This window comes from Balneatrix alpica DSM 16621 (genome assembly GCF_000619885.1).
GTDB classification, from domain to species: domain Bacteria; phylum Pseudomonadota; class Gammaproteobacteria; order Pseudomonadales; family Balneatricaceae; genus Balneatrix; species Balneatrix alpica.
In genome coordinates, this window is sequence record NZ_JHUZ01000006.1 from 1 (window position 1) to 18,061 (window position 18,061).

Sequence of the window (18,061 nt, forward strand, 5' to 3'; positions counted from 1 at the left end):
AGGCCTGCCGCCAGCGTTCAATCTGAGCCATGATCAAACTCTTCAGTTTAAATCATTCGACACTGGAATAAGTGTCTAAGCTTGGCTCAAAGACGCAATAATCAATTACTGAAATAATTCAATGAATTGAGGTATTTGTCTCTGAATATCTTTGGTGATACCAGGACAAACGCCCACACGAATTACCTGATCAAATTTTTAAAGAGCATCGAAACGAGGCGCACATCTTACCAGCCTCGATCCCGTTGTCAAGCACCGTTTTTGGCAGTGCTGAGTGATGCGAGAAACCAGGATCACTCTCTTAGCCTGACTGTTTTCGCTGATCACTTCAGACTCTTAAGAATCAAAAGTGTTTATTTATCAGTGAGTTATCAGTACTAAGTTTTCAACCGGAGCCAACGTCGCCGTTGGTGGAGGCGCATTATAGAGATCCCTGACTGAGCGTCAACCCCTCTGCGCAAAATAATTTAAGATTCTACTTCTTCGGTCTCTTCCGCCTCGTCTTGCTGGCGCGCTTTCACAAAGCGACCAAAGAAGATCCCCACTTCATATAGCATCCACATTGGCACCGCCAATAGGGTTTGGGAAATCACATCAGGTGGCGTCAGCAACATGCCAATCACAAAGCAACCCACAACAATATAGGGACGCTTTGCTGCCAAGCTGGCGGGTGTGGCAATGCCAGACCAAATCAGCAACAGGGTTGCAATCGGAATTTCAAAGACGACACCAAAAGCAAAAAACAGCTTCAACACGAAGTCGAGGTACTTATTAATGTCGGTCATCACCGCCACCCCTTCTGGACCAGTGGTGGTAAAGAAGGCAAATAGAAGGGGGAAGACAACATAGTAGGCAAATGCCATACCGGCATAAAACAGAAAAATACTGGAAGCCAGTAAGGGCACGGCCAGACGCTTTTCATGCTGATACAAGCCTGGCGCAATAAAAGCCCAGGCTTGATGCAGTATAAAGGGAACCGCCACCAGGATAGACATCACCAGCGTCAGCTTAAAAGGTGCTAGAAAGGGGGAAGCGACCTCTGTCGCTATCATGCTTGAACCCGGCGGCAACATGGCTCGCAGCGGTTCAGAAACATAGAGATAAAGATCATTGGCAAAGTAGAACAACGCCAGAAAGATTAACAGTATCAGTACCACACACTTGAGCAGGCGATTGCGCAGCTCAATCAAGTGGGAGATAAGCGGCATTTCTTCCTGGTGTGATGAGGTATCAGTCATGTTTTGCAGGTGTTGAAGAGGATGAAGCAGGGGGCTGTGGGGTTTCCAGCGGATCTGCCTTGCTCATGCCTTGCAAATCCTGCTGGAACTTATCCAGGTTTTCTTTATTGCGTTCAGCTTGGCGACGCATTTCATCCACCCGGAGCTCTTCGTTAATTTCCCGCTGCACATTATTGACGGTGCGTTTTATCCGGCCGACCCATAGGCCTACGGTACGAGCAGCCACCGGCAGGCGCTCAGGCCCCAGTACCAGTAGCGCCACTAGACCTACGAGTAGTAGCTCGGTAAAGCCCACATCAAACATGATTTATTCTCAGGCGTCTTTGTGCTGTTCTTTTTTCACTGCATCCTGATTGGGAGCAGTAAAGTCGGCATCCTTTTGTCCCAGCTTGGCTTGTTCATTGGGCTTGCTGGACTCTTCTTCACCATCGTTAACCGCTTTTTTGAAGCCTTTAACCGCATTGCCCAAGTCACTGCCAATGTTGCGTAGTTTCTTGGTACCGAACAACAAAATGATGATGCCCAGAATGATTAACAGTTGCCAAATGCTGATGCCACTAAGCATGAATACTCTCCAGTCTAGGGAGTAGTGCGCGCACTACCCGTTAGGTGTAGATGCAGGTGATAGATTTCCTGGCCTCCTGCAGGGCCAGTATTCACTTGTAATTTAAAGCCTGCTTGGAGTCCTTGCGCGTGCGCAATTTGCGGAACTTTCAAGAGGATATGGCCTAGCAGGTCGCGGTCATCTTCGCTGATCTGATAGAGGTTGGCAATATGCCGCCTTGGTATGACAAGGATGTGAATGGGAGCCCTGGGATGCTGATCAGCAAAAGCCAGAATCCACTCATCCTGATAGAAAATTTGTGCTGGCGCCCGTCCTTGGGCGATGTCACAGAAAATGCAGCTCACTCGCCCTTATCCTGGCGATTGGCTTTTTCAACCAAGCCAGACAAGTTGAAGCGGCGAGCCAGTTCCTGCAACACCTGTTCTGAACTGAGCCCTTGGTGGTGAAGCATCACCAGGGTATGAAACCAAAGATCAGCGGTTTCATAGATCAGATCCTGTTGCTCACCACTCACAGCAGCATCCTTGGCGGCCAAAATAGTTTCGGTGGCTTCTTCCCCTACTTTTTCCAGAATCTTATTCAGGCCTTTAGCATAGAGCGAAGCTACATAAGACGAATCCGCTGCCGCCTGTTTACGTGCCTCTAGTACCTGATCTAGCTGCGCCAGTGTATCCATTGTATTAACCATAAATGTCTTTGGGATCTTTACGCACCGGCTCAACCGGCACCCATTGGGCATCTTGCCATTGGAAGTAGAAACAATGCTCACGCCCGGTATGGCAGGCAACACCGCCTAGCTGTTCAACCTGCAGCAGCAGGCAATCGCCATCACAGTCGAGGCGAATATCGTGCAGCTTCTGCACGTGACCGGAGTCTTCCCCTTTACGCCACAATTTATTACGGGAGCGAGACCAATAGATGGCTCGTCCTTCCTGTACCGTCAACTGTAGAGCCTCAGCATTCATCCAGGCCATCATCAGCACTTTGCCACTGTGCACATCCTGGGCAATCGCCGCGACCAGCCCATCCGCATTCCACTTCACTTGTTCCAGCCATGCTTGGCTCATGATCTATCGCTCCACAGTAACATCGCCCCAAGGGCCAGCAATACCGCCGCCTCAACTGGCATCTGCACTAGCCACTGCCAGTCACCTTGCCAGGCCGTTATGCCCCCTATCACTAGCGCCAATCCACCAACCCTTGTACTCCAGCGGCGGGACCAAGACACAGACCGAGAGGGCTGTTGCTTTAAACTATGCTCTAAATTTTTCACCTGCTGAAGTGCATCCAGGGTGAGCTGGGGAACATAGGGTAACTGATCGAGTAAATCCGGCAGCTCTTTACGTGCACGACGATATAAGCCACGCACCCCCACCCGCTGCTGCATCCAACGCTCCAGAAAGGGTTTAGCGGTTTCCCACAGATCCAAATCTGGATAGAGCTGCCGCCCCAGCCCTTCAATATTGAGCAGGGTTTTTTCCAGCAATACCAGTTGCGGCTGCACTTCCATATTGAAACGCCGAGCGGTCTGAAACAAACCAATGAGGACATGACCGAAGGAGATGTCCTTCAGAGGCTTCTGGAAAATGGGCTCACAGACAGTACGAATCGCCGCTTCAAACTCATGTACCGGCGTGTCTGCCGGCACCCAGCCGGAGTCCACATGCAATTGTGCCACCTGACGGTAATCGCGCTTAAAGAAAGCCAACAAATTACGCGCCAGGTATTGCTGATCCTGTGGCGTCAACGAGCCGACAATACCAAAGTCGACCGCAATGTATTGTGGATCCTGTGGATGCTCACGAGAGACAAAGATATTGCCCGGATGCATATCTGCATGAAAAAAATTGTCGCGAAACACCTGGGTGAAGAAGATTTCTACCCCCCGCGCCGCCAACTTGCGCATATCGGTGCCTTGCGCCTGTAAAGCCTCCACATCCGCCACTGGGATACCGCTAATACGCTCCATCACCATAACGTTATGACGGGTGTAATCCCAGTACACCTGGGGCACATAAAGAGCGGCATCCTGCTCAAAATGACGACGGATTTGTGCTGCATTGGCGGCTTCACGCTGCAGATCCAGCTCATCCATCAGGGTACGTTCATAATCACGCACCACTTCCACCGGCCGCAGGCGCCGGCCATCGGCAGAAAAACGAGTGAGCAAATGAGCCAACATCAGCATCAGGGCAATATCTTGCTTCATCACCTTGGCGATGCCTGGGCGGATTACCTTCACCACTACCTGTTCACCACTGTGCAGCGTAGCACTGTGCACCTGAGCAACGGAGGCGGAAGCTAAAGGGGTAATCTCAAACTGGCTAAATACCTGAGCGATTGACAGGCCTAAGGATTTTTCAATCAATTGGCGCGCCTGCTCTCCCGCAAAAGGAGGCACCCGATCCTGCAGCTTCTGCAATTCATTAGCGATATCGGCCGGAAGTAAATCACGGCGAGTGGATAAGACTTGACCGAACTTCACAAACACCGGACCCAACTGCTCCAATGCTTGGCGCAGCCTTTCTCCCCGTGGTTGATGGTTTCGATACCAACGCCAAGGCAATAGCCATAAGCCCAGGCGTAATAACCAGGGCATATTTGGCAATGCGAAGAATTCATCGAGTCGATACTGAGCGATGACCCGGATGATGGTAAAAAAGCGCAGAAGACGGTTCACCGATAAAGCTTCCTAACCAGCCAGGCGCACCATTCTAACGGCTGGGTTAGGCTTTGTCTGTGACTCTCTCGAGGGATACTCGGTTACGTCCGGAATGTTTAGCTTCATACAGAGCCTGGTCGGCACGCTCAAACAATTCTTCCACTGGCTCGCCCTGACGGTAACTCGCCACACCCAAGGATACCGTCACCTGCACCCTTGAACCTCGAAAGTGGAACCCCGTTGCCATCGCCGCCTGACGTAGCTTTTCCGCTACCTGTGCCGCTTCCAGCAAAGATAAGCCTGGTAGCAACAGTACAAACTCTTCCCCGCCAAAACGAGCAAGCATATCCTCACGCCGCAGCTGATTACGTAAGGCTTTGGCAATAATCTTCAGGACTTTATCACCCGCCAAGTGGCCATACTGATCGTTAATTCCCTTAAAGTGATCAAGATCGGCTACCACTAGCGCAAAGGGCAGACCTTTACGCTGATTATCCAGAATCAATTGCTGCAAACGCACCTCATAAGCGCTGCGATTAGGTAGACCGGTGAGGTTATCAGTCTGGATTTTATGTTCTTGCTGCTGCATTTTGGTTTGCAGGCTGGCGTGATCGGCACTGAGTTGCTGCATTTGCTGCTCAAGTTGCTGACAGCGCTGTTGCCAATGTTGAGCCCGCGCGTCCTGCTGCAGTTTAAATTCCCCCAGCGTTTGCGATAGCTGCCCCAACCGTCCCTCGACCTGGGTCTTCAACGTATCCAAACTCACCGCCTGGCGTACATCCTGCTGCAACCCCTGCATGCTACGCTTCATGTTCTGATCAAAACGCTGACGTTCGGCGCTGGCTTCCTGCTGCTGAGTATTGGCCATACCCACAAACTGCTGCACCGATTGCAGGTGTTTGTTGATATCTTCCAGATAAGCAACGAGGTCATCTTGTTTCCCTAACTGCTCCAGCAGGGTTAACAACATGGTCTGCAAGGTTTGCTCGATCTGTTCAGGAGTTTGATGATGCTGTAGCTGCTGCAACAGCTGCCCTAGGCTCGGGTACTCTTTAAGCTCATCAAGCAACGGCCGCACTTTTTCCAGCAACCAAGTGCGCAAGCGCATATAAGCATCGCTGGCAGCAGTGGATGCTGCCTCCAATGGCTCAATACCTACACTTTTACGCGCCGCTGCACTTTCTGCACCAACTGGTACTGGCACATCAATCTGCTCTAGCCACTGCTGCAGCACCGCCTCATCAGGTGCCTGCTGCAATACCTTTTGCAACTTCGGCCAATGGGGATTGCCTTCATCCTGGACAGCCAGTAACTGCACCAGTTTGCGACATAATGACAACTGCAACTGGATACGCTTCTCTAGCCCCAGTTCCAGCTCATTTAATTCGGATAGCAAGTCGTAGTACTTGCCTTTCCAATTGGCATCCTCAGCTTTGCTCAAAGGGCACCTCTAATTAGCAGAAAAGCGAATATCCCTATTTATATAGGGATATTCGCCTGAGTATAAGCCTGCTGACGTCAAGACAAGCGCGCTTGACGCAGAAACAGAGGAAAGCGTCAGTTTTTCGCTGCGCGCTCTTTCTCAATCAGGTAGTCGGCAATTTCTAACATCCGCGCCAGACCACCCGCCATAGCAGGGTCAATTTTGTACTTACCATTTACCACTAAGTTAGGCACGCCTTGAATGTCGGCGCCACGCAACAAGGCTTCCGCCTTTTTCATCCGCATTTCAGTCGCGAACGAAGTATAGGCTTTACGGAAGGCCTGTTCATCAATACCTTGCTCGGCCATAAACTCTGCCACTGCATCTTCAGTAAAGAGGCGCTTCTTATCGACATGCAAGGCATCAAAGATGGGGCGATGTACCTTTTCTTCGACTTTCAGCTCCGTCGCGGCATAGTAAGTCCGCGCCAGCGCTTCCCAGGAACGGTTAAACACCACTGGTACATTATCGAAACTCACATCCTCAGCTAACTGAGCATGCCAGGCACTGACCATAGGGTCGAAATTATTACAGTGTGGGCAGCCGTAGCTAAAGAACTCCAGCACTTCAATTTTGTCAGGATTAGCCGTACGAATGGGGGTCGCCAGCTCAGTATAGTCTTTACCCGCCTCAAAGCTCTGGGCCCAGGCCAACACCGGTAAACAGGCCGCTACCACGGCTACGCGCAACATCTTTAGCATTTTGGGGTCTCCATACTTACATCAGAGTGTGGGACGTTTGCCTCGCACAAAAGTTCCCGACTGCAGCCCATAATACAAAAGGCAGCTTAAAGCTGCCTTTTGTGAACTGTTACAAGCTTATTCTGCGTGGCGCAGACCTTGGATGTAACTGGATACGGCTTCAATCTCTTTATCGCTCAGACGGCTAGCGGTGTCACGCATCATACGCTGAGGATCATTAACCCGCAGCTCATTACGAAACGCCTTCAACTGAGCTTCGGTGTAAGCAGCATGCTGACCCGCCAGCTTGGGGAATTTCGCCAATGAATTACCTTCGCCGGTGGGAGAGTGGCACGCGGCACAGGCTGCAACACCTTTCTCAGCAATACCGCCCACATAAATACTTTCACCCAGCTCGGCCAATTCTGGCTTAGCAGCACCCAAAGAAGTGCTCTTGCTAGCAAAGAAGGCAGCGATGTTGGCCATATCCTGATCGCTGAGATTATCCAGCAGACCGGTCATCTCCACGACCTTGCGCTCGCCAGACTTGATATCTTTCATCTGCTTGAGCAGGTAAGCTTCTCCCTGGCCAGCCAGTTTGGGGAAATTAGGTGCCATGGCATTACCATCTGCACCGTGACAGGCCGCACAGACTGCGGTCAAAGGTTCTCCGGCTGCAGCGTCGCCGCCAGCGTGGGCGAAACCGGCAAAACCTGCACTCACCAGTAAGCTAATCAGTAGTTTGTTCATGGACCAATCCGTTTCTTGCGGAAGTTGTGTCTTTATGGTTGCCCGAGAGAGCGACAACTATTTATGAGGTGTTAGTGCTGACTGCCTGTAAGCAGCCGAAATTTTGCGGCATTATAATCAATAACCCTATGAACTGGAATGCTTCTTCCCTGTTCCCTAGCTTGAGTTCGATCAAAGTCTATGCAAGATTCCCGGATTAACTACCACACCGCCCGCTATCTGATCAGCGCCGCCAAACTTAGTCAGTGCCCTGCTGACAGTGGTGCCGAGGTGGCATTTGCCGGGCGTTCCAACGCGGGTAAGTCCAGTGCGATTAACGCCCTGACCCAGCAATCTAAGCTGGCCCGCACCTCCAAAACTCCTGGTCGCACCCAGTTGCTGAATTTTTTCAGCCTGAAGCAGGAAGACTGCCGTTTAGTGGATTTGCCTGGTTATGGCTATGCCAAGGTACCCGTAGCGATGAAACTGGATTGGCAGGCCCATATCAGTGACTACCTGGCTGAGCGTCAGTGTCTGAAAGGTCTGGTGTTGGTGATGGATATTCGTCACCCCCTCACCGAGTATGATCAGGTGCTGATTGACTGGTGTGCCAATGCCCAGCTGCCGCTGCATGTCTTGCTGACCAAAGCGGACAAGCTGTCCCGCGGCCCCGCCACCCAGACCCTAAATCAGGTACGCAAAGAGTTAAGTCAGCGCCTGGGGGAACTTGGCAGCGCACAGATTTTTTCTGCCAGCAAGAAAACCGGGGTGGATCAGTTAAGCCACCGCCTGGATACCTGGTTGCTCGGCCCGCTGCAGGAAGAAGATGAGCAGCAGGACGCCTGATCGGCTTCTTCAGTGCTGAAAAACGAGGGGAGCCGCAGCTCCCCTAGCACCAACCACATTATCGTCCACTGTGATCAGTGGGCTTCATCCCAGCTATGACCCACTCCCACCTCGACCAATAGCGGCACTTTCAGGCTAGCGGCGGCACTCATCGCCTGCTGTAAACCAGTGCGCACGGCGTCCACCGCCTCGTTGGCAACTTCCAATACCAGTTCGTCATGCACCTGCATAATCATGCGGGCATCCAGGCCGCTGCTGGCCAGCCAGTCCCGCACCCCTAGCATCGCACGCTTGATAATATCAGCAGCACTTCCCTGCATTGGCGCGTTGATGGCAGTACGCTCTGCCGCCTGACGACGCATGCCATTGCTGGACTTAATCTCAGGCAGGTAGAGACGACGACCAAACAGGGTCTCCACATAGCCCTTCTCCGCTGCCTCACTGCGGGTACGATCCATATAACGCTTTACCCCGGGGTAACGGGCAAAATAGCGGTCGATGTACAGCTGCGCCTCATTACGGCCAATGCCCAACTGACGCGCCAGACCAAAGGCAGACATGCCGTAAATCAAGCCAAAGTTAATCGCCTTAGCACTACGGCGCTGGTCACTGCTAACGCCCTCTAACTCCACCCCAAACACCTCCGCCGCCGTGGCACGATGAATGTCATCACCCTTGGCGAAAGCCTGTAGCAGTCCTTCGTCATCGGACAGATGGGCCATGATTCGCAGTTCAATCTGGGAGTAATCCGCCGCCATCAACACATAACCAGGCGGCGCAATGAAGGCATGACGAATCCGCCGCCCTTCTTCAGTGCGCACCGGAATATTCTGCAGGTTAGGATCAGAGGAGGATAAACGCCCCGTCGCCGTTACAGCCTGGTGATAAGAGGTATGAATCCGTCCCGTATGGGGATGGATCTGCTCCGGTAGTTTATCGGTATAGGTGGATTTCAGCTTACTCAGGCTACGGTATTCCAGAATCAGCTTGGGTAAGGGGTAGTCCAATGCCAGCTCCGCCAGGACTTCTTCCGCCGTTGAGGGCTGTCCTTTCGGGGTTTTCTTCAGTACCGGCAGTTTCATCCGCTCATACAGCACCTCCCCCAATTGCTTGGTGGAGCCCAGGTTAAATTCAGCACCAGCCAATTCATAAGCGGCTTGCTCCAACTCTCGCATCCGCTGTGCCAGTTCCTGGCTTTGCTGATGCAACTGGCGGGCATCCACCAGGGCACCGGTGCTTTCAATATCCGCCAGCACCGGAATCAGGGGTAACTCCAGCTCTTGTAACAGGGTCGCCAGCTCAGGTTGTAGCTGCAGTTGCTCACTCAGGTGCAGATGCAGACGCAGGGTAATGTCGGCATCTTCACAGGCATAGGGCACCGCTTTGTCCAATTCGATCTGGTTAAAGGTCAACTGTTTGGCGCCCTTACCGGCGATATCTTCAAAGCTTGTGGTCGAGAGGCCCAAGTAATGTTGCGCCAAGCTGTCCATATCATGGCGGGTGGCAGTGCTATTCAGGACGTAAGACGCCAGCATGGTGTCGTTGGCAATACCCTGCAACTGCACGCCGTAGCGTGCCAGTATTGCCATATCAAACTTTAGATTTTGCCCCACTTTAGCCGGCAGACTCGCTTCCAGCAGCGGTTTGAGCTGTGCTAATACCCACTCCCGCGACAACTGCGCAGGCGCCCCCAGATAATCATGGGCCAAGGGCACATAGGCTGCTTCCCCTGGGCTGACGGCAAAGGATACGCCCACCAGCTCTGCACTCATGTAGTCCAAACCGGTGGTTTCAGTATCAAAAGCAAACAAGGGAGCCTGGCTCAGTTTGTCCAACCAGCGGGCAAACTCGTCCTCGTCAGTAATGCAGCTATAGCGTAGTTCCGTCGGCGCCTCTGGCTGGGCAGCCACTGGCGCTGCAGCGGTGGATGGCGTTGCGCTCTGCACAAAACGGCCACTTTCCAGCTCTTTTACCCAGCCACGAAACTCCAGCTTACGGAATAGCGCCAGTAAAGCTTCACTCTGCAAGGGTTGCGCCTGCAAAGACGCAAGCGGCACCGGTAACTCCAGATCACAGCGGATAGTCACCAACTGTTTAGACAGCGGCAACTGTGGTGCAAATTCCCGCAACCGCTCACCTACTTTGCCTTTGATTTGCTCGGCCTGCGCCAGAATGGCATCCAGGCTGCCGTATTCCAGCAACCATTTCACTGCCGTTTTCGGCCCTACACCGGGCACCCCCGGCACGTTATCGACCTTATCGCCCATTAAGGCCAGATAATCGATGATCAGCTCAGGCGGTACCCCAAACTTATCCACCACTCCCTGGGGATCCATCACCGTGTCCGTCATGGTGTTAACCAGGGTCACATGCTGATTAACCAACTGCGCCATATCCTTATCGCCAGTGGAGATCAGGGTAGGTTGACCCCGTTGCCATGCTTGGGTCGCCAGGGTGCCAATAACATCGTCAGCCTCTACGCCAGGAATGGCTAACAGCGGATACCCCAGCAGGCGAATGGCTTCATGTAACGGCTCAATTTGTGACCGCAGATCATCCGGCATTGGCGGGCGATTGGCTTTGTATTCCGGATAAAGGTCATCCCGGAACGTCTTGCCCTTGGCATCAAACACCACCACAGTCAAAGCATGAGGGTAGCTTTGCTGCAGGGCCCGTAACATATTGAGCACCCCTTTAATCGCCCCGGTGGGCTGACCCTCAGCCGTGGTCAACGGTGGCAAGGCGTGGTAGGCACGGTATAAATACGAAGAGCCATCCACTAGAATAAGCGGCGCGCTATGCTCGGGCTGGGACATGGGCAGCTTCCAACTCTGTCAAGAATGAGGCTCCCATCATAAAGAATTCCCTGCCGTTCAAAAAGGAGCCGCCACCCTACCCCGGTGACCGGCCCAGTGCAGGCTACCCGCCACTCATGCGGATTGCCCCTGCACGGAGGCATCCGTTTCCAGCATTCAGAAGGACTGCACTATGCGTACTTTATTATTTGCCGCCTTGCTGGCTTGTAGCAGTGTCGTGGCGGTGGCGGATGAAGCCATTGATGAGCCGAAGATTGTCATCTCCCATAGTGAGGACAAAACCTTCTACGAATATCGCGTCAATGGTGAGGTGGTTGAAATCAAGGTCGTGCCCAAAGAGGGTAAGCCTTATTATCTGGTTCCGTTACAGGGTAAGGGACTGGTTCGCCGGGACGAATCCAGTCTGCGTATTCCTAAGTGGGTTATTTTTCAGTGGTAAACAGGGGTTTTCATGGCCGTTTTCACGCCGGTAAGTTTTGAGCAGCTGGAAGGCTTTCTGGCCGGATTTGATCTGGGTAAAGCCGTTGCCCTCAAGGGAATTGAGGGAGGGGTGGAGAACACCAATTACTTCGTTACCACCGAAAATCAGCAGGGCCAACAGCATTTTGTGCTCACCCTGTTCGAAGACCTCAGCTATGAGGAGATGCCTTTTTTTGTCGAGCTCACCACTTGGCTGGCTGAGCGTGGTGTACCCGTACCGGCACCGCTACAAGACCGCAATGGCATCGCCCTGCATCAGCTGAATCGTCGCCCGGCATTACTACTGCCACGCTTTGCCGGCCAACATCTGAGCAAAGCAGAACTCAGCCCCACCCATTGCGCCACCATTGGCAGCATGCTGGCTCGCTTCCATCTGGGGGCGGCAGACTTCTTTATGCAGCGCCAAGCCCATCGCGGGCTGTTCTGGTGGCGACGCGAATCCGGTATTCGTGCCCAGCAACTTCCCCCTGACGAAGCTCAACTGTTACTAGCAACCGTCGCGGAGTTTGATCAGATCCAACAACGTCAGCAAAGGGGTGAGCTGGAACTCCCTCTGGGAGTCGTGCATGGCGATCTCTTCCATGACAACGCCCTGTTCGCCGAGGGGCAGCTGACCGCCATTATCGATATCTACAATGCCAGCAGCAGTTACTGGCTTTACGACCTGGCCATTACCGCCAATGACTGGTGCATCCAGAGTAACGGTCAATGGGATCAGGCGCGCCTGCAGGCCCTTTTACAGGCTTATGCAGAATTGCGCCCCTTCACCGCTGGTGAGCGGGAAGCTTGGCCTGTGGTTGTCCGTACGGCGGCGATGCGCTTCTGGCTATCACGCTTAGAACAAATCAACCCTGATGGCAGCTATATGAAAGATCCCACCCATTTCCGCGATGTGCTGCGGGCACGCCTGGCCGATCCGGGCCTGCTACCCTAATCCAGCATCCAATCCAAGGCCGCCTGCACATGCAGGCGGGCCGAATCCAAGACCGGTAACGCCTGCTGCTCCGGCGGCAACAGTAAGCCCAACTCCGTGCAACCCAGAATCAGCCCATCCGTCTGCTGCTGTGCGACCAGCTGCCTGGCCCAATCCTGTGACGAGGGCGCTATCACCCCCTGACAGAGTTCCGCAAAGATGATCCGCTGGATTTCTGCCCGCTCTGTTGCCTCTGGCACCTGCACCTCAATGCCCCAGTGCTGGCGAAGATGCTGACGATAAAAGTCCTGTTCCATGGTATAGGCCGTTGCCAGTAACAGTGGCTGCCGGATGCCTTGGGCAACCAAGGCCTGACCGGTGGCATCGGCAATGTGCAGTAGCGGGATATCCACCGCTGCCTCAATCTCCTGCGCCACCTTGTGCATGGTGTTGGTGGCTAACAGCAACCCCTCTGCCCCCGCCTGCTGCAATTGTCTAGCCGCCTGGGCCAGTGCCTGTCCACCCAACTGCCACTGGCCCTGCTGTTGCCACTGCGCAATTTGGGCAAAATCACAGGACCATAGCAGTAAGGGCGCGGAATGCAGACCACCCAAACGCTGGCGCACCCCTTCATTGAGCCAGCGATAATAAAGAGCGGTACTTTCCCAGCTCATGCCGCCTAACACACCGAGTGTTTTCATGCCTGCTCTCCTCCGTCCGGGCCATAGAACAGCACCCAGGTGGCAAAATCATCGCTGAAATTAACGAAACGGTGCTCCTTGCCGGCGGGCACCATCAATACCTGACCCGGTTCTACCGACTGACAATGACCCTGTTGGATGAAATCACCCCGACCACTGATGATCACATACACCTCATCGCGTCGATGCGGCTGCTGCCGATCCACCCCCTGGGGTCGGTAATATTCCAGTTGCAATGAACCGTGGCGAAACAGTTCGATAAAGCGCTCACCACCTGCCTGCAGTAAGCGGGCTTGTGCCAGTCTGGGAGTCATCTGCTCTAGCATCACCAGGGCCCCGCTATACCAGCAGCCACAGCACACAGCCGACTAAAGACGCCGCCAGGCCGCCATTAAACCAACGCTCATTGGTGGGTGATTGCAACCAAATACGCAGACTCTGTCCCAATAACACCCAGCTGCTGCCGGTAATCATATTGACCATAATAAAGCTCAGACAGATGACAACCGTGATTTCCAGGGTCTGACTGGGATCTGGAACAAACAGGCTGATCGCACTGGTTGCCATCATCCACGCCTTAGGGTTCACCCCCTGGAACAGCAGCGCCTCATGTACCCGCCAGGGGCGATCCAGCAACGGCAATGCCTGTTCACCGTTTTTCGCCTTCAATAGTTTCCACGCCAGCCATAACAAATACCCACAGCCGATTCCCTTCAACAGCCACTGCACCAGCGGCCAACGGATAAAGACCTGTGCCAAACCCATGCCGCTTAGCGCCACCATCACCACCACTCCCAGCATAATGCCGACAATATGCGGCCAGCTGCGGGCCAGACCAAAGCGCGCCCCCGAGGCAGTCAGCAACAGGTTATTGGGGCCGGGAGTCCCGGCGGTGACAAAGGCGAAGGTGAGGATGGGTAACCATACCTCCAGGCTGGGCAGATTCATGCTAAGCTCCTGAACCCATTAGGGGCACAAATTGTCTCTATTTGAACTCAAAAATATCGATACAATTTAATAACAATTACTTTAAATGTATCGATTTAAGCAGCATAATTTAGAGACAAAAATCGTCAAGGAATTTATTGTCCCATGACAATCTGGAAACCCGATCTCTCGGCCTACAGCGGACCGCGCTATCAGGCAATCGCCTCGGCGCTGGCCGATGCCATCAGCCTGGGTGAACTCAACCCTGGCACGCGCCTGCCAACCCACCGCGCCCTGGCAGAGCAGTTAGGACTCACGGTTGGCACCATCACCCGAGCCTATGCCGAGGCAGAACGGCGAGGGTTGGTCGAGGCACGGGTCGGTAGTGGCACCTATATCAGCAGCCGCACTCACCTTGATCCCAGCAGCCCATTCCAGATCGGCAGCCAGCCCTCGCATCTGACTGAACTGACACTGAACCTGCCGGTTCCCAATGATCGTTCACCGCAATTGCAACAGGCTTTGGCGGACTTACAGCGTAAACAACTGGAGCTGAACCCACTCTTGGCCTATCAGCCGGAACAGGGATTGCTGCAGCATCGTGAAATCATGGCAAATTGGTTAAGACGGCTGGATTGGCAACCCGATCCAGAACAGCTGTTCATTACCAATGGTGGTCAGCATGGTTTGCTGTTGGCATTGCTCAGCTGCTGTGAACCGGGGGACACCCTGGCCTGTGAAGCCCTGACCTACCCCGGCCTACTTGGCTTGGCCCAGCAATTACACCTGCGCCTGCAGGGGCTGCCACTGGATCAGGAAGGGGTAACGGTGGAATCCTTTGCCGCCCTCTGTAAAGAACGGCCACCCAAGGTGCTCTACCTCACCCCTACCCTGCAAAACCCCACCAGCCGTACCCTTAGCCTGGCCCGACGCCAAGCCCTGATTCAGCTCTGTCAGCGTCATGGAGTATGGATCATTGAAGATGATGTAAACGGCTGGCTGCCCGTGAATCGCCCTCAGCCTCTGGCCGCACTAGCACCTGAACAGGTCTTGCATATTGGTAGCCTGTCCAAATCCCTAGCCGCTGGGTTACGTATCGGCTCTCTGGTGGTGCCCCCCTCACTACGGGATCAAGCCCGACGGGCCATGCGGGCCAGTTGTTGGATGGCCAGCCCGCTAGGAGCCGCCCTAGCATGTGAGTGGTTGAACTCACCAATCGCGGATGAATTACTGACTCGCCAGCGCCAGGCCATGCAGGAGCGTCAGGCTCTGGCCCAGCAGCTACTGGGGGAATGGCAATTAGAAGGTGCCCCTCAAGCGCTACACGCCTGGCTGCCCTTGCCTGAGCCCTGGCTCAGTCATAGTTTTGTGGAAGCTGCCGCGCAACAGGGGGTACGGGTACTGGGGCGGGATACCTTTAGCTGTGGGCGTTGGCCCGGTATGCATGGGGTACGGCTGGCATTAAGCCAGCCCCCCTCTAGCGCGCAGTTGGAACAAGCGCTACAGCGTTTGCGCCAATTATTGCTACAGGGACCTGAAGCCCCCTTGCCGGTGTTATAGCGGATGCAAAGGGCTGCCCATAACAGGCAGCCCTGAGGCTTTATTCAGCTAAGCAGCGGTGAAATGCACCTGCCAATTGCTGCAGGTACTGGGAATATCCCTGCGCATTGACGGCGATTTCCATCGCCAATGGATCCAGCACCCCTTGGCGCACCTGGGTACCCTGTACTACGGCGTCAACCACCGCCGGTTTGAACTGTGGTTCGGCAAACACACACTTCGCCTGTTGCTGCTCTAAGGACGCGCGAATCTTGCCCAGTTTTTTCGCTCCCGGCTTTTGCTCGGGATTCAGCGTAAAGGCGCCCAGATGCTTCAGCCCATAATGTTGCTCAAAATAGCCATAGGCATCATGGAACACGTAATAGCCCTGCTGCTGCACACTCGTTAATTGGTTACGAATCTGCTGATCGGTTTGCTCTAACTGACTGACAAAGCGCTCCAGATTGGCCTGATACTGAGCCCGATTCGCTTCATCCAGCTGCCCCAGGCGCTCACTCAAGGCTACCGCAATCTGTTTACCGTAGGCGGGGCTCATCCAAACATGGGGATCATAGCTGTGATGATGTTCATCCTCATCGTGCTTAGCGTGATCACCATGCTCCTCGTGCTTGTCGTGCTCATGGTCCTGATGTGCCTCTTCATGCTTAGCATGTTCATCATGGTGCGCTTCTTGGTGTTCATCATGGTGCGCTTCTTGGTGTTCATCATGCTCTGCGTGCTCGCCAGCAGCCAGCTGCAACACTTCACGCAGGGTGAGCACCTGCTGTGCCGCCTTTGCCGACAACGGCTTGTGCATAAAGGGTTCCAGCTCTTCCCCTACCCACAACACCAGACCGGCCTGATCCAGGGTACGGCGGTCTGAGGGTTTAAGGGCGTAGTCATGGGGTGACATACCTCCATCAATCAACACTTGCGGCTGGCTAACACCCTCGGTAATCGCCGCGGCGATAAGTTGCAGTGGCTTGATACTGGTTACCACCTCGGGGGCTGCCGTTGCCGCCAGCGGAGAAGCAAAGGCCACAGCCAATACAGCCGTCGCTAGGGGGGAAACACGCATCACTTATACTCCTTGGTCCTGGTCCAGGATCCTCTTGGATCCGCTCCGAATGGCTGGAACATAGCTATTCCGGCCACCCTTGGGTAAAGTCTTGGGGTAGATCGCGTATTAAATGTTATAATGTTTCAAAATTGCAAGGGATAAACGCATGCAAGTGGCCAGCTTTACTCCCCATAATCACCAACGTTGTATCCACAGCGCCCTAAATACCGCCAGACTACTCTGCCAGCAGCGTGGCGTGCGTCTGACCCCGGTGCGTGAACGGGTGCTGGAGTTAATCTGGCAAAGCCATAAACCTCTCGGTGCTTATGAGCTGTTACCGCAACTGGCAGCGGATGGCTATAATTCCGCTCCACCGACGGTTTACCGCGCCCTGGAGTTTTTACTAGAGCAGGGGCTGATTCATCGGATTGCCTCGCTCAATGCTTTTGTTGGCTGTTGCGAACCGGCTCAGCACCACAGCGGCTACTTTTTACTCTGTCGAGACTGTGGCGTGGCGCTGGAAGTGAATACTCAGGCACTGACCGATGCTATCGCCCTGGAAGCAGCCAACCAACATTTCAAGATTGAAAACCAAACCCTGGAAATAGTCGGGCTTTGCCCGGAGTGTCAGTCCCCTACATGAGCAGCCTGTTACAGCTTCAACACGTCAGCCTCAATTTCCGTCAGGAACGCGTGCTCGACAACATCAGCCTGGAATTGCAGCCGGGACAGATCACCACCCTGATTGGCCCCAACGGCGCAGGCAAAACCACGCTGGTGCGGGTAGTCCTCGGTCTGCTGAAGCCCCAGCAAGGGCAAGTCTGGCGCCAAGCAGGATTAAAAATTGGCTACATGCCGCAGAAACTGCAACTGGATGCCACCTTACCGCTAACGGTCCAACGCTTTTTGCAGCTGACCCGCTGTAAAGACCATGCATCCCTGCTGGAAGCCCTTAGCCGCGTCGGTGCCAGTCATTTGCTGAAGCATCCGATGCAGGGCCTATCCGGTGGTGAAACCCAGCGGGTGTTACTGGCCCGAGCACTGCTGCAACAGCCCAATTTACTGGTGCTGGATGAGCCGGTGCAGGGGGTGGATGTCAATGGCCAGGTGGAACTCTACAGTTTGATCAGCCGCCTGCGCCAAGAGTTGGGCTGCGCGGTGCTAATGGTGTCCCATGACTTGCACCTGGTGATGGCGGATACCGATCAGGTTGTGTGCCTGAACAAGCATATGTGTTGCTCCGGCAGCCCGGCCCAGGTCAGCAATGATCCTTCTTTCATTGCTCTGTTTGGCCACCGTGCCGCCAATACCCTGGCACTCTATAACCACCACCATGACCATCAACACGATGTACATGGCAATGTCATTCTCAACCGTCCTCATCGTCATCAGGACGGCTGCTGTCAGCCCGAGAGTTAATAT

At 54.0% G+C, this 18,061-nt stretch carries 21 protein-coding genes; 6 read left to right on the top strand and 15 right to left on the bottom strand.

The genetic code is table 11. The annotated features are described in order from the left end of the window. Window positions 1–467: 467 nt before the first annotated feature. The 10 genes from tatC to Q334_RS0100480 form a co-directional block, all read right to left on the bottom strand. Window positions 468–1,238: a twin-arginine translocase subunit TatC gene (tatC, locus tag Q334_RS0100435; protein ID WP_027311476.1), complete on the bottom strand. Its 771-nt coding sequence runs from the start codon at window positions 1,236–1,238 to the stop codon at window positions 468–470. Next, window positions 1,231–1,542: a Sec-independent protein translocase protein TatB gene (gene tatB / locus Q334_RS17465; RefSeq protein ID WP_051527405.1), complete on the bottom strand. Its 312-nt coding sequence runs from the start codon at window positions 1,540–1,542 to the stop codon at window positions 1,231–1,233. The genes tatC and tatB overlap by 8 nt, the downstream gene beginning before the upstream one ends. 9 nt (window positions 1,543–1,551) lie before the next feature. Continuing rightward, window positions 1,552–1,803 (bottom strand): Sec-independent protein translocase subunit TatA, encoded by a 252-nt coding sequence (gene tatA, locus Q334_RS0100445; RefSeq protein ID WP_027311477.1) that lies wholly within the window; start codon window positions 1,801–1,803, stop codon window positions 1,552–1,554. A 14-nt stretch (window positions 1,804–1,817) separates the two neighbouring features. Next, window positions 1,818–2,147, bottom strand: a complete 330-nt coding sequence (locus tag Q334_RS0100450; protein ID WP_027311478.1) for an HIT domain-containing protein — start codon at window positions 2,145–2,147, stop codon at window positions 1,818–1,820. Further along, window positions 2,144–2,479 (bottom strand): phosphoribosyl-ATP diphosphatase, encoded by a 336-nt coding sequence (locus tag Q334_RS0100455; protein ID WP_027311479.1) that lies wholly within the window; start codon window positions 2,477–2,479, stop codon window positions 2,144–2,146. The genes Q334_RS0100450 and Q334_RS0100455 overlap by 4 nt, the downstream gene beginning before the upstream one ends. A 4-nt stretch (window positions 2,480–2,483) precedes the next feature. Beyond that, a complete protein-coding gene (gene hisI, locus Q334_RS0100460; protein WP_027311480.1) occupies window positions 2,484–2,870 on the bottom strand; it encodes a phosphoribosyl-AMP cyclohydrolase in 387 nt (128 codons plus the stop codon). Beyond that, complete coding sequence (gene ubiB, locus Q334_RS0100465; protein WP_027311481.1) at window positions 2,867–4,483, bottom strand: ubiquinone biosynthesis regulatory protein kinase UbiB; 1,617 nt, start codon at window positions 4,481–4,483, stop codon at window positions 2,867–2,869. The genes hisI and ubiB overlap by 4 nt, the downstream gene beginning before the upstream one ends. 46 nt (window positions 4,484–4,529) lie before the next feature. Next, the gene (locus tag Q334_RS19750; RefSeq protein ID WP_051527406.1) at window positions 4,530–5,906 is read right to left on the bottom strand and encodes a GGDEF domain-containing protein; all 1,377 of its coding nucleotides are present in this window, start codon (window positions 5,904–5,906) and stop codon (window positions 4,530–4,532) included. Window positions 5,907–6,022: 116 nt separating this feature from the next. Then, entirely contained in the window at window positions 6,023–6,649 is a 627-nt protein-coding gene (locus Q334_RS0100475) for a thiol:disulfide interchange protein DsbA/DsbL (protein WP_027311482.1), read from the bottom strand. A gap of 117 nt (window positions 6,650–6,766) precedes the next feature. Next, the gene (locus Q334_RS0100480; RefSeq protein ID WP_027311483.1) at window positions 6,767–7,378 is read right to left on the bottom strand and encodes a c-type cytochrome; all 612 of its coding nucleotides are present in this window, start codon (window positions 7,376–7,378) and stop codon (window positions 6,767–6,769) included. A gap of 180 nt (window positions 7,379–7,558) precedes the next feature. On the opposite strand from Q334_RS0100480, the gene yihA reads away from it, so the two are divergent. Beyond that, entirely contained in the window at window positions 7,559–8,203 is a 645-nt protein-coding gene (gene yihA / locus Q334_RS0100485) for a ribosome biogenesis GTP-binding protein YihA/YsxC (protein ID WP_027311484.1), read from the top strand. A gap of 74 nt (window positions 8,204–8,277) precedes the next feature. On the opposite strand, the gene polA is transcribed toward yihA, so the two are convergent. Further along, window positions 8,278–11,019 carry a DNA polymerase I gene (gene polA, locus Q334_RS0100490; RefSeq protein ID WP_027311485.1) on the bottom strand — a complete coding sequence of 914 codons (2,742 nt, stop codon included), beginning with the start codon at window positions 11,017–11,019 and terminating at the stop codon, window positions 8,278–8,280. Window positions 11,020–11,191: 172 nt separating this feature from the next. On the opposite strand from polA, the gene Q334_RS0100495 reads away from it, so the two are divergent. Then, the gene (locus Q334_RS0100495; RefSeq protein ID WP_027311486.1) at window positions 11,192–11,458 is read left to right on the top strand and encodes a DUF2782 domain-containing protein; all 267 of its coding nucleotides are present in this window, start codon (window positions 11,192–11,194) and stop codon (window positions 11,456–11,458) included. A 12-nt stretch (window positions 11,459–11,470) separates the two neighbouring features. Next, window positions 11,471–12,433 (top strand): homoserine kinase, encoded by a 963-nt coding sequence (locus tag Q334_RS0100500; protein WP_027311487.1) that lies wholly within the window; start codon window positions 11,471–11,473, stop codon window positions 12,431–12,433. Here the strand turns inward: Q334_RS0100500 and Q334_RS0100505 are convergent. The 3 genes from Q334_RS0100505 to Q334_RS0100515 are packed head-to-tail and all read right to left on the bottom strand — an operon-like array spanning window position 12,430 to window position 14,061. Beyond that, complete coding sequence (locus Q334_RS0100505) at window positions 12,430–13,113, bottom strand: aspartate/glutamate racemase family protein (RefSeq protein ID WP_027311488.1); 684 nt, start codon at window positions 13,111–13,113, stop codon at window positions 12,430–12,432. The two genes, Q334_RS0100500 and Q334_RS0100505, sit on opposite strands and share 4 nt — an antisense overlap. Next, the gene (locus Q334_RS0100510) at window positions 13,110–13,427 is read right to left on the bottom strand and encodes a cupin domain-containing protein (RefSeq protein ID WP_155888938.1); all 318 of its coding nucleotides are present in this window, start codon (window positions 13,425–13,427) and stop codon (window positions 13,110–13,112) included. The genes Q334_RS0100505 and Q334_RS0100510 overlap by 4 nt, the downstream gene beginning before the upstream one ends. Window positions 13,428–13,452: 25 nt before the next feature. Next, window positions 13,453–14,061 (bottom strand): LysE family translocator, encoded by a 609-nt coding sequence (locus tag Q334_RS0100515; protein ID WP_027311490.1) that lies wholly within the window; start codon window positions 14,059–14,061, stop codon window positions 13,453–13,455. 144 nt (window positions 14,062–14,205) lie between these two features. Between Q334_RS0100515 and Q334_RS0100520 the strand changes: the two genes are divergently transcribed. Next, window positions 14,206–15,600 (top strand): aminotransferase-like domain-containing protein, encoded by a 1,395-nt coding sequence (locus Q334_RS0100520; RefSeq protein ID WP_027311491.1) that lies wholly within the window; start codon window positions 14,206–14,208, stop codon window positions 15,598–15,600. Window positions 15,601–15,640: 40 nt separating this feature from the next. Here the strand turns inward: Q334_RS0100520 and znuA are convergent, their stop codons facing one another. Further along, window positions 15,641–16,657, bottom strand: coding sequence for a zinc ABC transporter substrate-binding protein ZnuA (gene znuA, locus Q334_RS0100525; protein WP_027311492.1), 1,017 nt, complete (start codon window positions 16,655–16,657; stop codon window positions 15,641–15,643). A gap of 148 nt (window positions 16,658–16,805) precedes the next feature. Between znuA and Q334_RS0100530 the strand changes: the two genes are divergently transcribed. Both Q334_RS0100530 and znuC read left to right on the top strand, forming a co-directional pair. Then, a complete protein-coding gene (locus Q334_RS0100530; protein WP_027311493.1) occupies window positions 16,806–17,282 on the top strand; it encodes a Fur family transcriptional regulator in 477 nt (158 codons plus the stop codon). Continuing rightward, window positions 17,279–18,058: a zinc ABC transporter ATP-binding protein ZnuC gene (znuC, locus tag Q334_RS0100535; RefSeq protein WP_027311494.1), complete on the top strand. Its 780-nt coding sequence runs from the start codon at window positions 17,279–17,281 to the stop codon at window positions 18,056–18,058. Before Q334_RS0100530 ends, znuC begins: the two co-directional genes overlap by 4 nt. Window positions 18,059–18,061 lie beyond the last annotated feature (3 nt).

What these genes read in the sequence shown, in the direction of transcription:
- Q334_RS0100510 (WP_155888938.1), bottom strand. Translation starts at nt 13,427, where the DNA reads ATGACTCCCAGACTGGCACAAGCCCGCTTACTGCAGGCAGGTGGTGAG.
- Q334_RS0100495 (WP_027311486.1), top strand. Translation starts at nt 11,192, where the DNA reads ATGCGTACTTTATTATTTGCCGCCTTGCTGGCTTGTAGCAGTGTCGTG.
- tatC (WP_027311476.1), bottom strand. Translation starts at nt 1,238, where the DNA reads ATGACTGATACCTCATCACACCAGGAAGAAATGCCGCTTATCTCCCAC.
- Q334_RS0100505 (WP_027311488.1), bottom strand. Translation starts at nt 13,113, where the DNA reads ATGAAAACACTCGGTGTGTTAGGCGGCATGAGCTGGGAAAGTACCGCT.
- znuA (WP_027311492.1), bottom strand. Translation starts at nt 16,657, where the DNA reads ATGCGTGTTTCCCCCCTAGCGACGGCTGTATTGGCTGTGGCCTTTGCT.
- Q334_RS0100515 (WP_027311490.1), bottom strand. Translation starts at nt 14,061, where the DNA reads ATGAATCTGCCCAGCCTGGAGGTATGGTTACCCATCCTCACCTTCGCC.
- Q334_RS0100520 (WP_027311491.1), top strand. Translation starts at nt 14,206, where the DNA reads ATGACAATCTGGAAACCCGATCTCTCGGCCTACAGCGGACCGCGCTAT.
- tatB (WP_051527405.1), bottom strand. Translation starts at nt 1,542, where the DNA reads ATGTTTGATGTGGGCTTTACCGAGCTACTACTCGTAGGTCTAGTGGCG.
- tatA (WP_027311477.1), bottom strand. Translation starts at nt 1,803, where the DNA reads ATGCTTAGTGGCATCAGCATTTGGCAACTGTTAATCATTCTGGGCATC.
- znuC (WP_027311494.1), top strand. Translation starts at nt 17,279, where the DNA reads ATGAGCAGCCTGTTACAGCTTCAACACGTCAGCCTCAATTTCCGTCAG.
- Q334_RS0100530 (WP_027311493.1), top strand. Translation starts at nt 16,806, where the DNA reads ATGCAAGTGGCCAGCTTTACTCCCCATAATCACCAACGTTGTATCCAC.
- yihA (WP_027311484.1), top strand. Translation starts at nt 7,559, where the DNA reads ATGCAAGATTCCCGGATTAACTACCACACCGCCCGCTATCTGATCAGC.
- Q334_RS0100455 (WP_027311479.1), bottom strand. Translation starts at nt 2,479, where the DNA reads ATGGATACACTGGCGCAGCTAGATCAGGTACTAGAGGCACGTAAACAG.
- Q334_RS0100475 (WP_027311482.1), bottom strand. Translation starts at nt 6,649, where the DNA reads ATGCTAAAGATGTTGCGCGTAGCCGTGGTAGCGGCCTGTTTACCGGTG.
- polA (WP_027311485.1), bottom strand. Translation starts at nt 11,019, where the DNA reads ATGTCCCAGCCCGAGCATAGCGCGCCGCTTATTCTAGTGGATGGCTCT.
- hisI (WP_027311480.1), bottom strand. Translation starts at nt 2,870, where the DNA reads ATGAGCCAAGCATGGCTGGAACAAGTGAAGTGGAATGCGGATGGGCTG.
- Q334_RS0100480 (WP_027311483.1), bottom strand. Translation starts at nt 7,378, where the DNA reads ATGAACAAACTACTGATTAGCTTACTGGTGAGTGCAGGTTTTGCCGGT.
- Q334_RS0100500 (WP_027311487.1), top strand. Translation starts at nt 11,471, where the DNA reads ATGGCCGTTTTCACGCCGGTAAGTTTTGAGCAGCTGGAAGGCTTTCTG.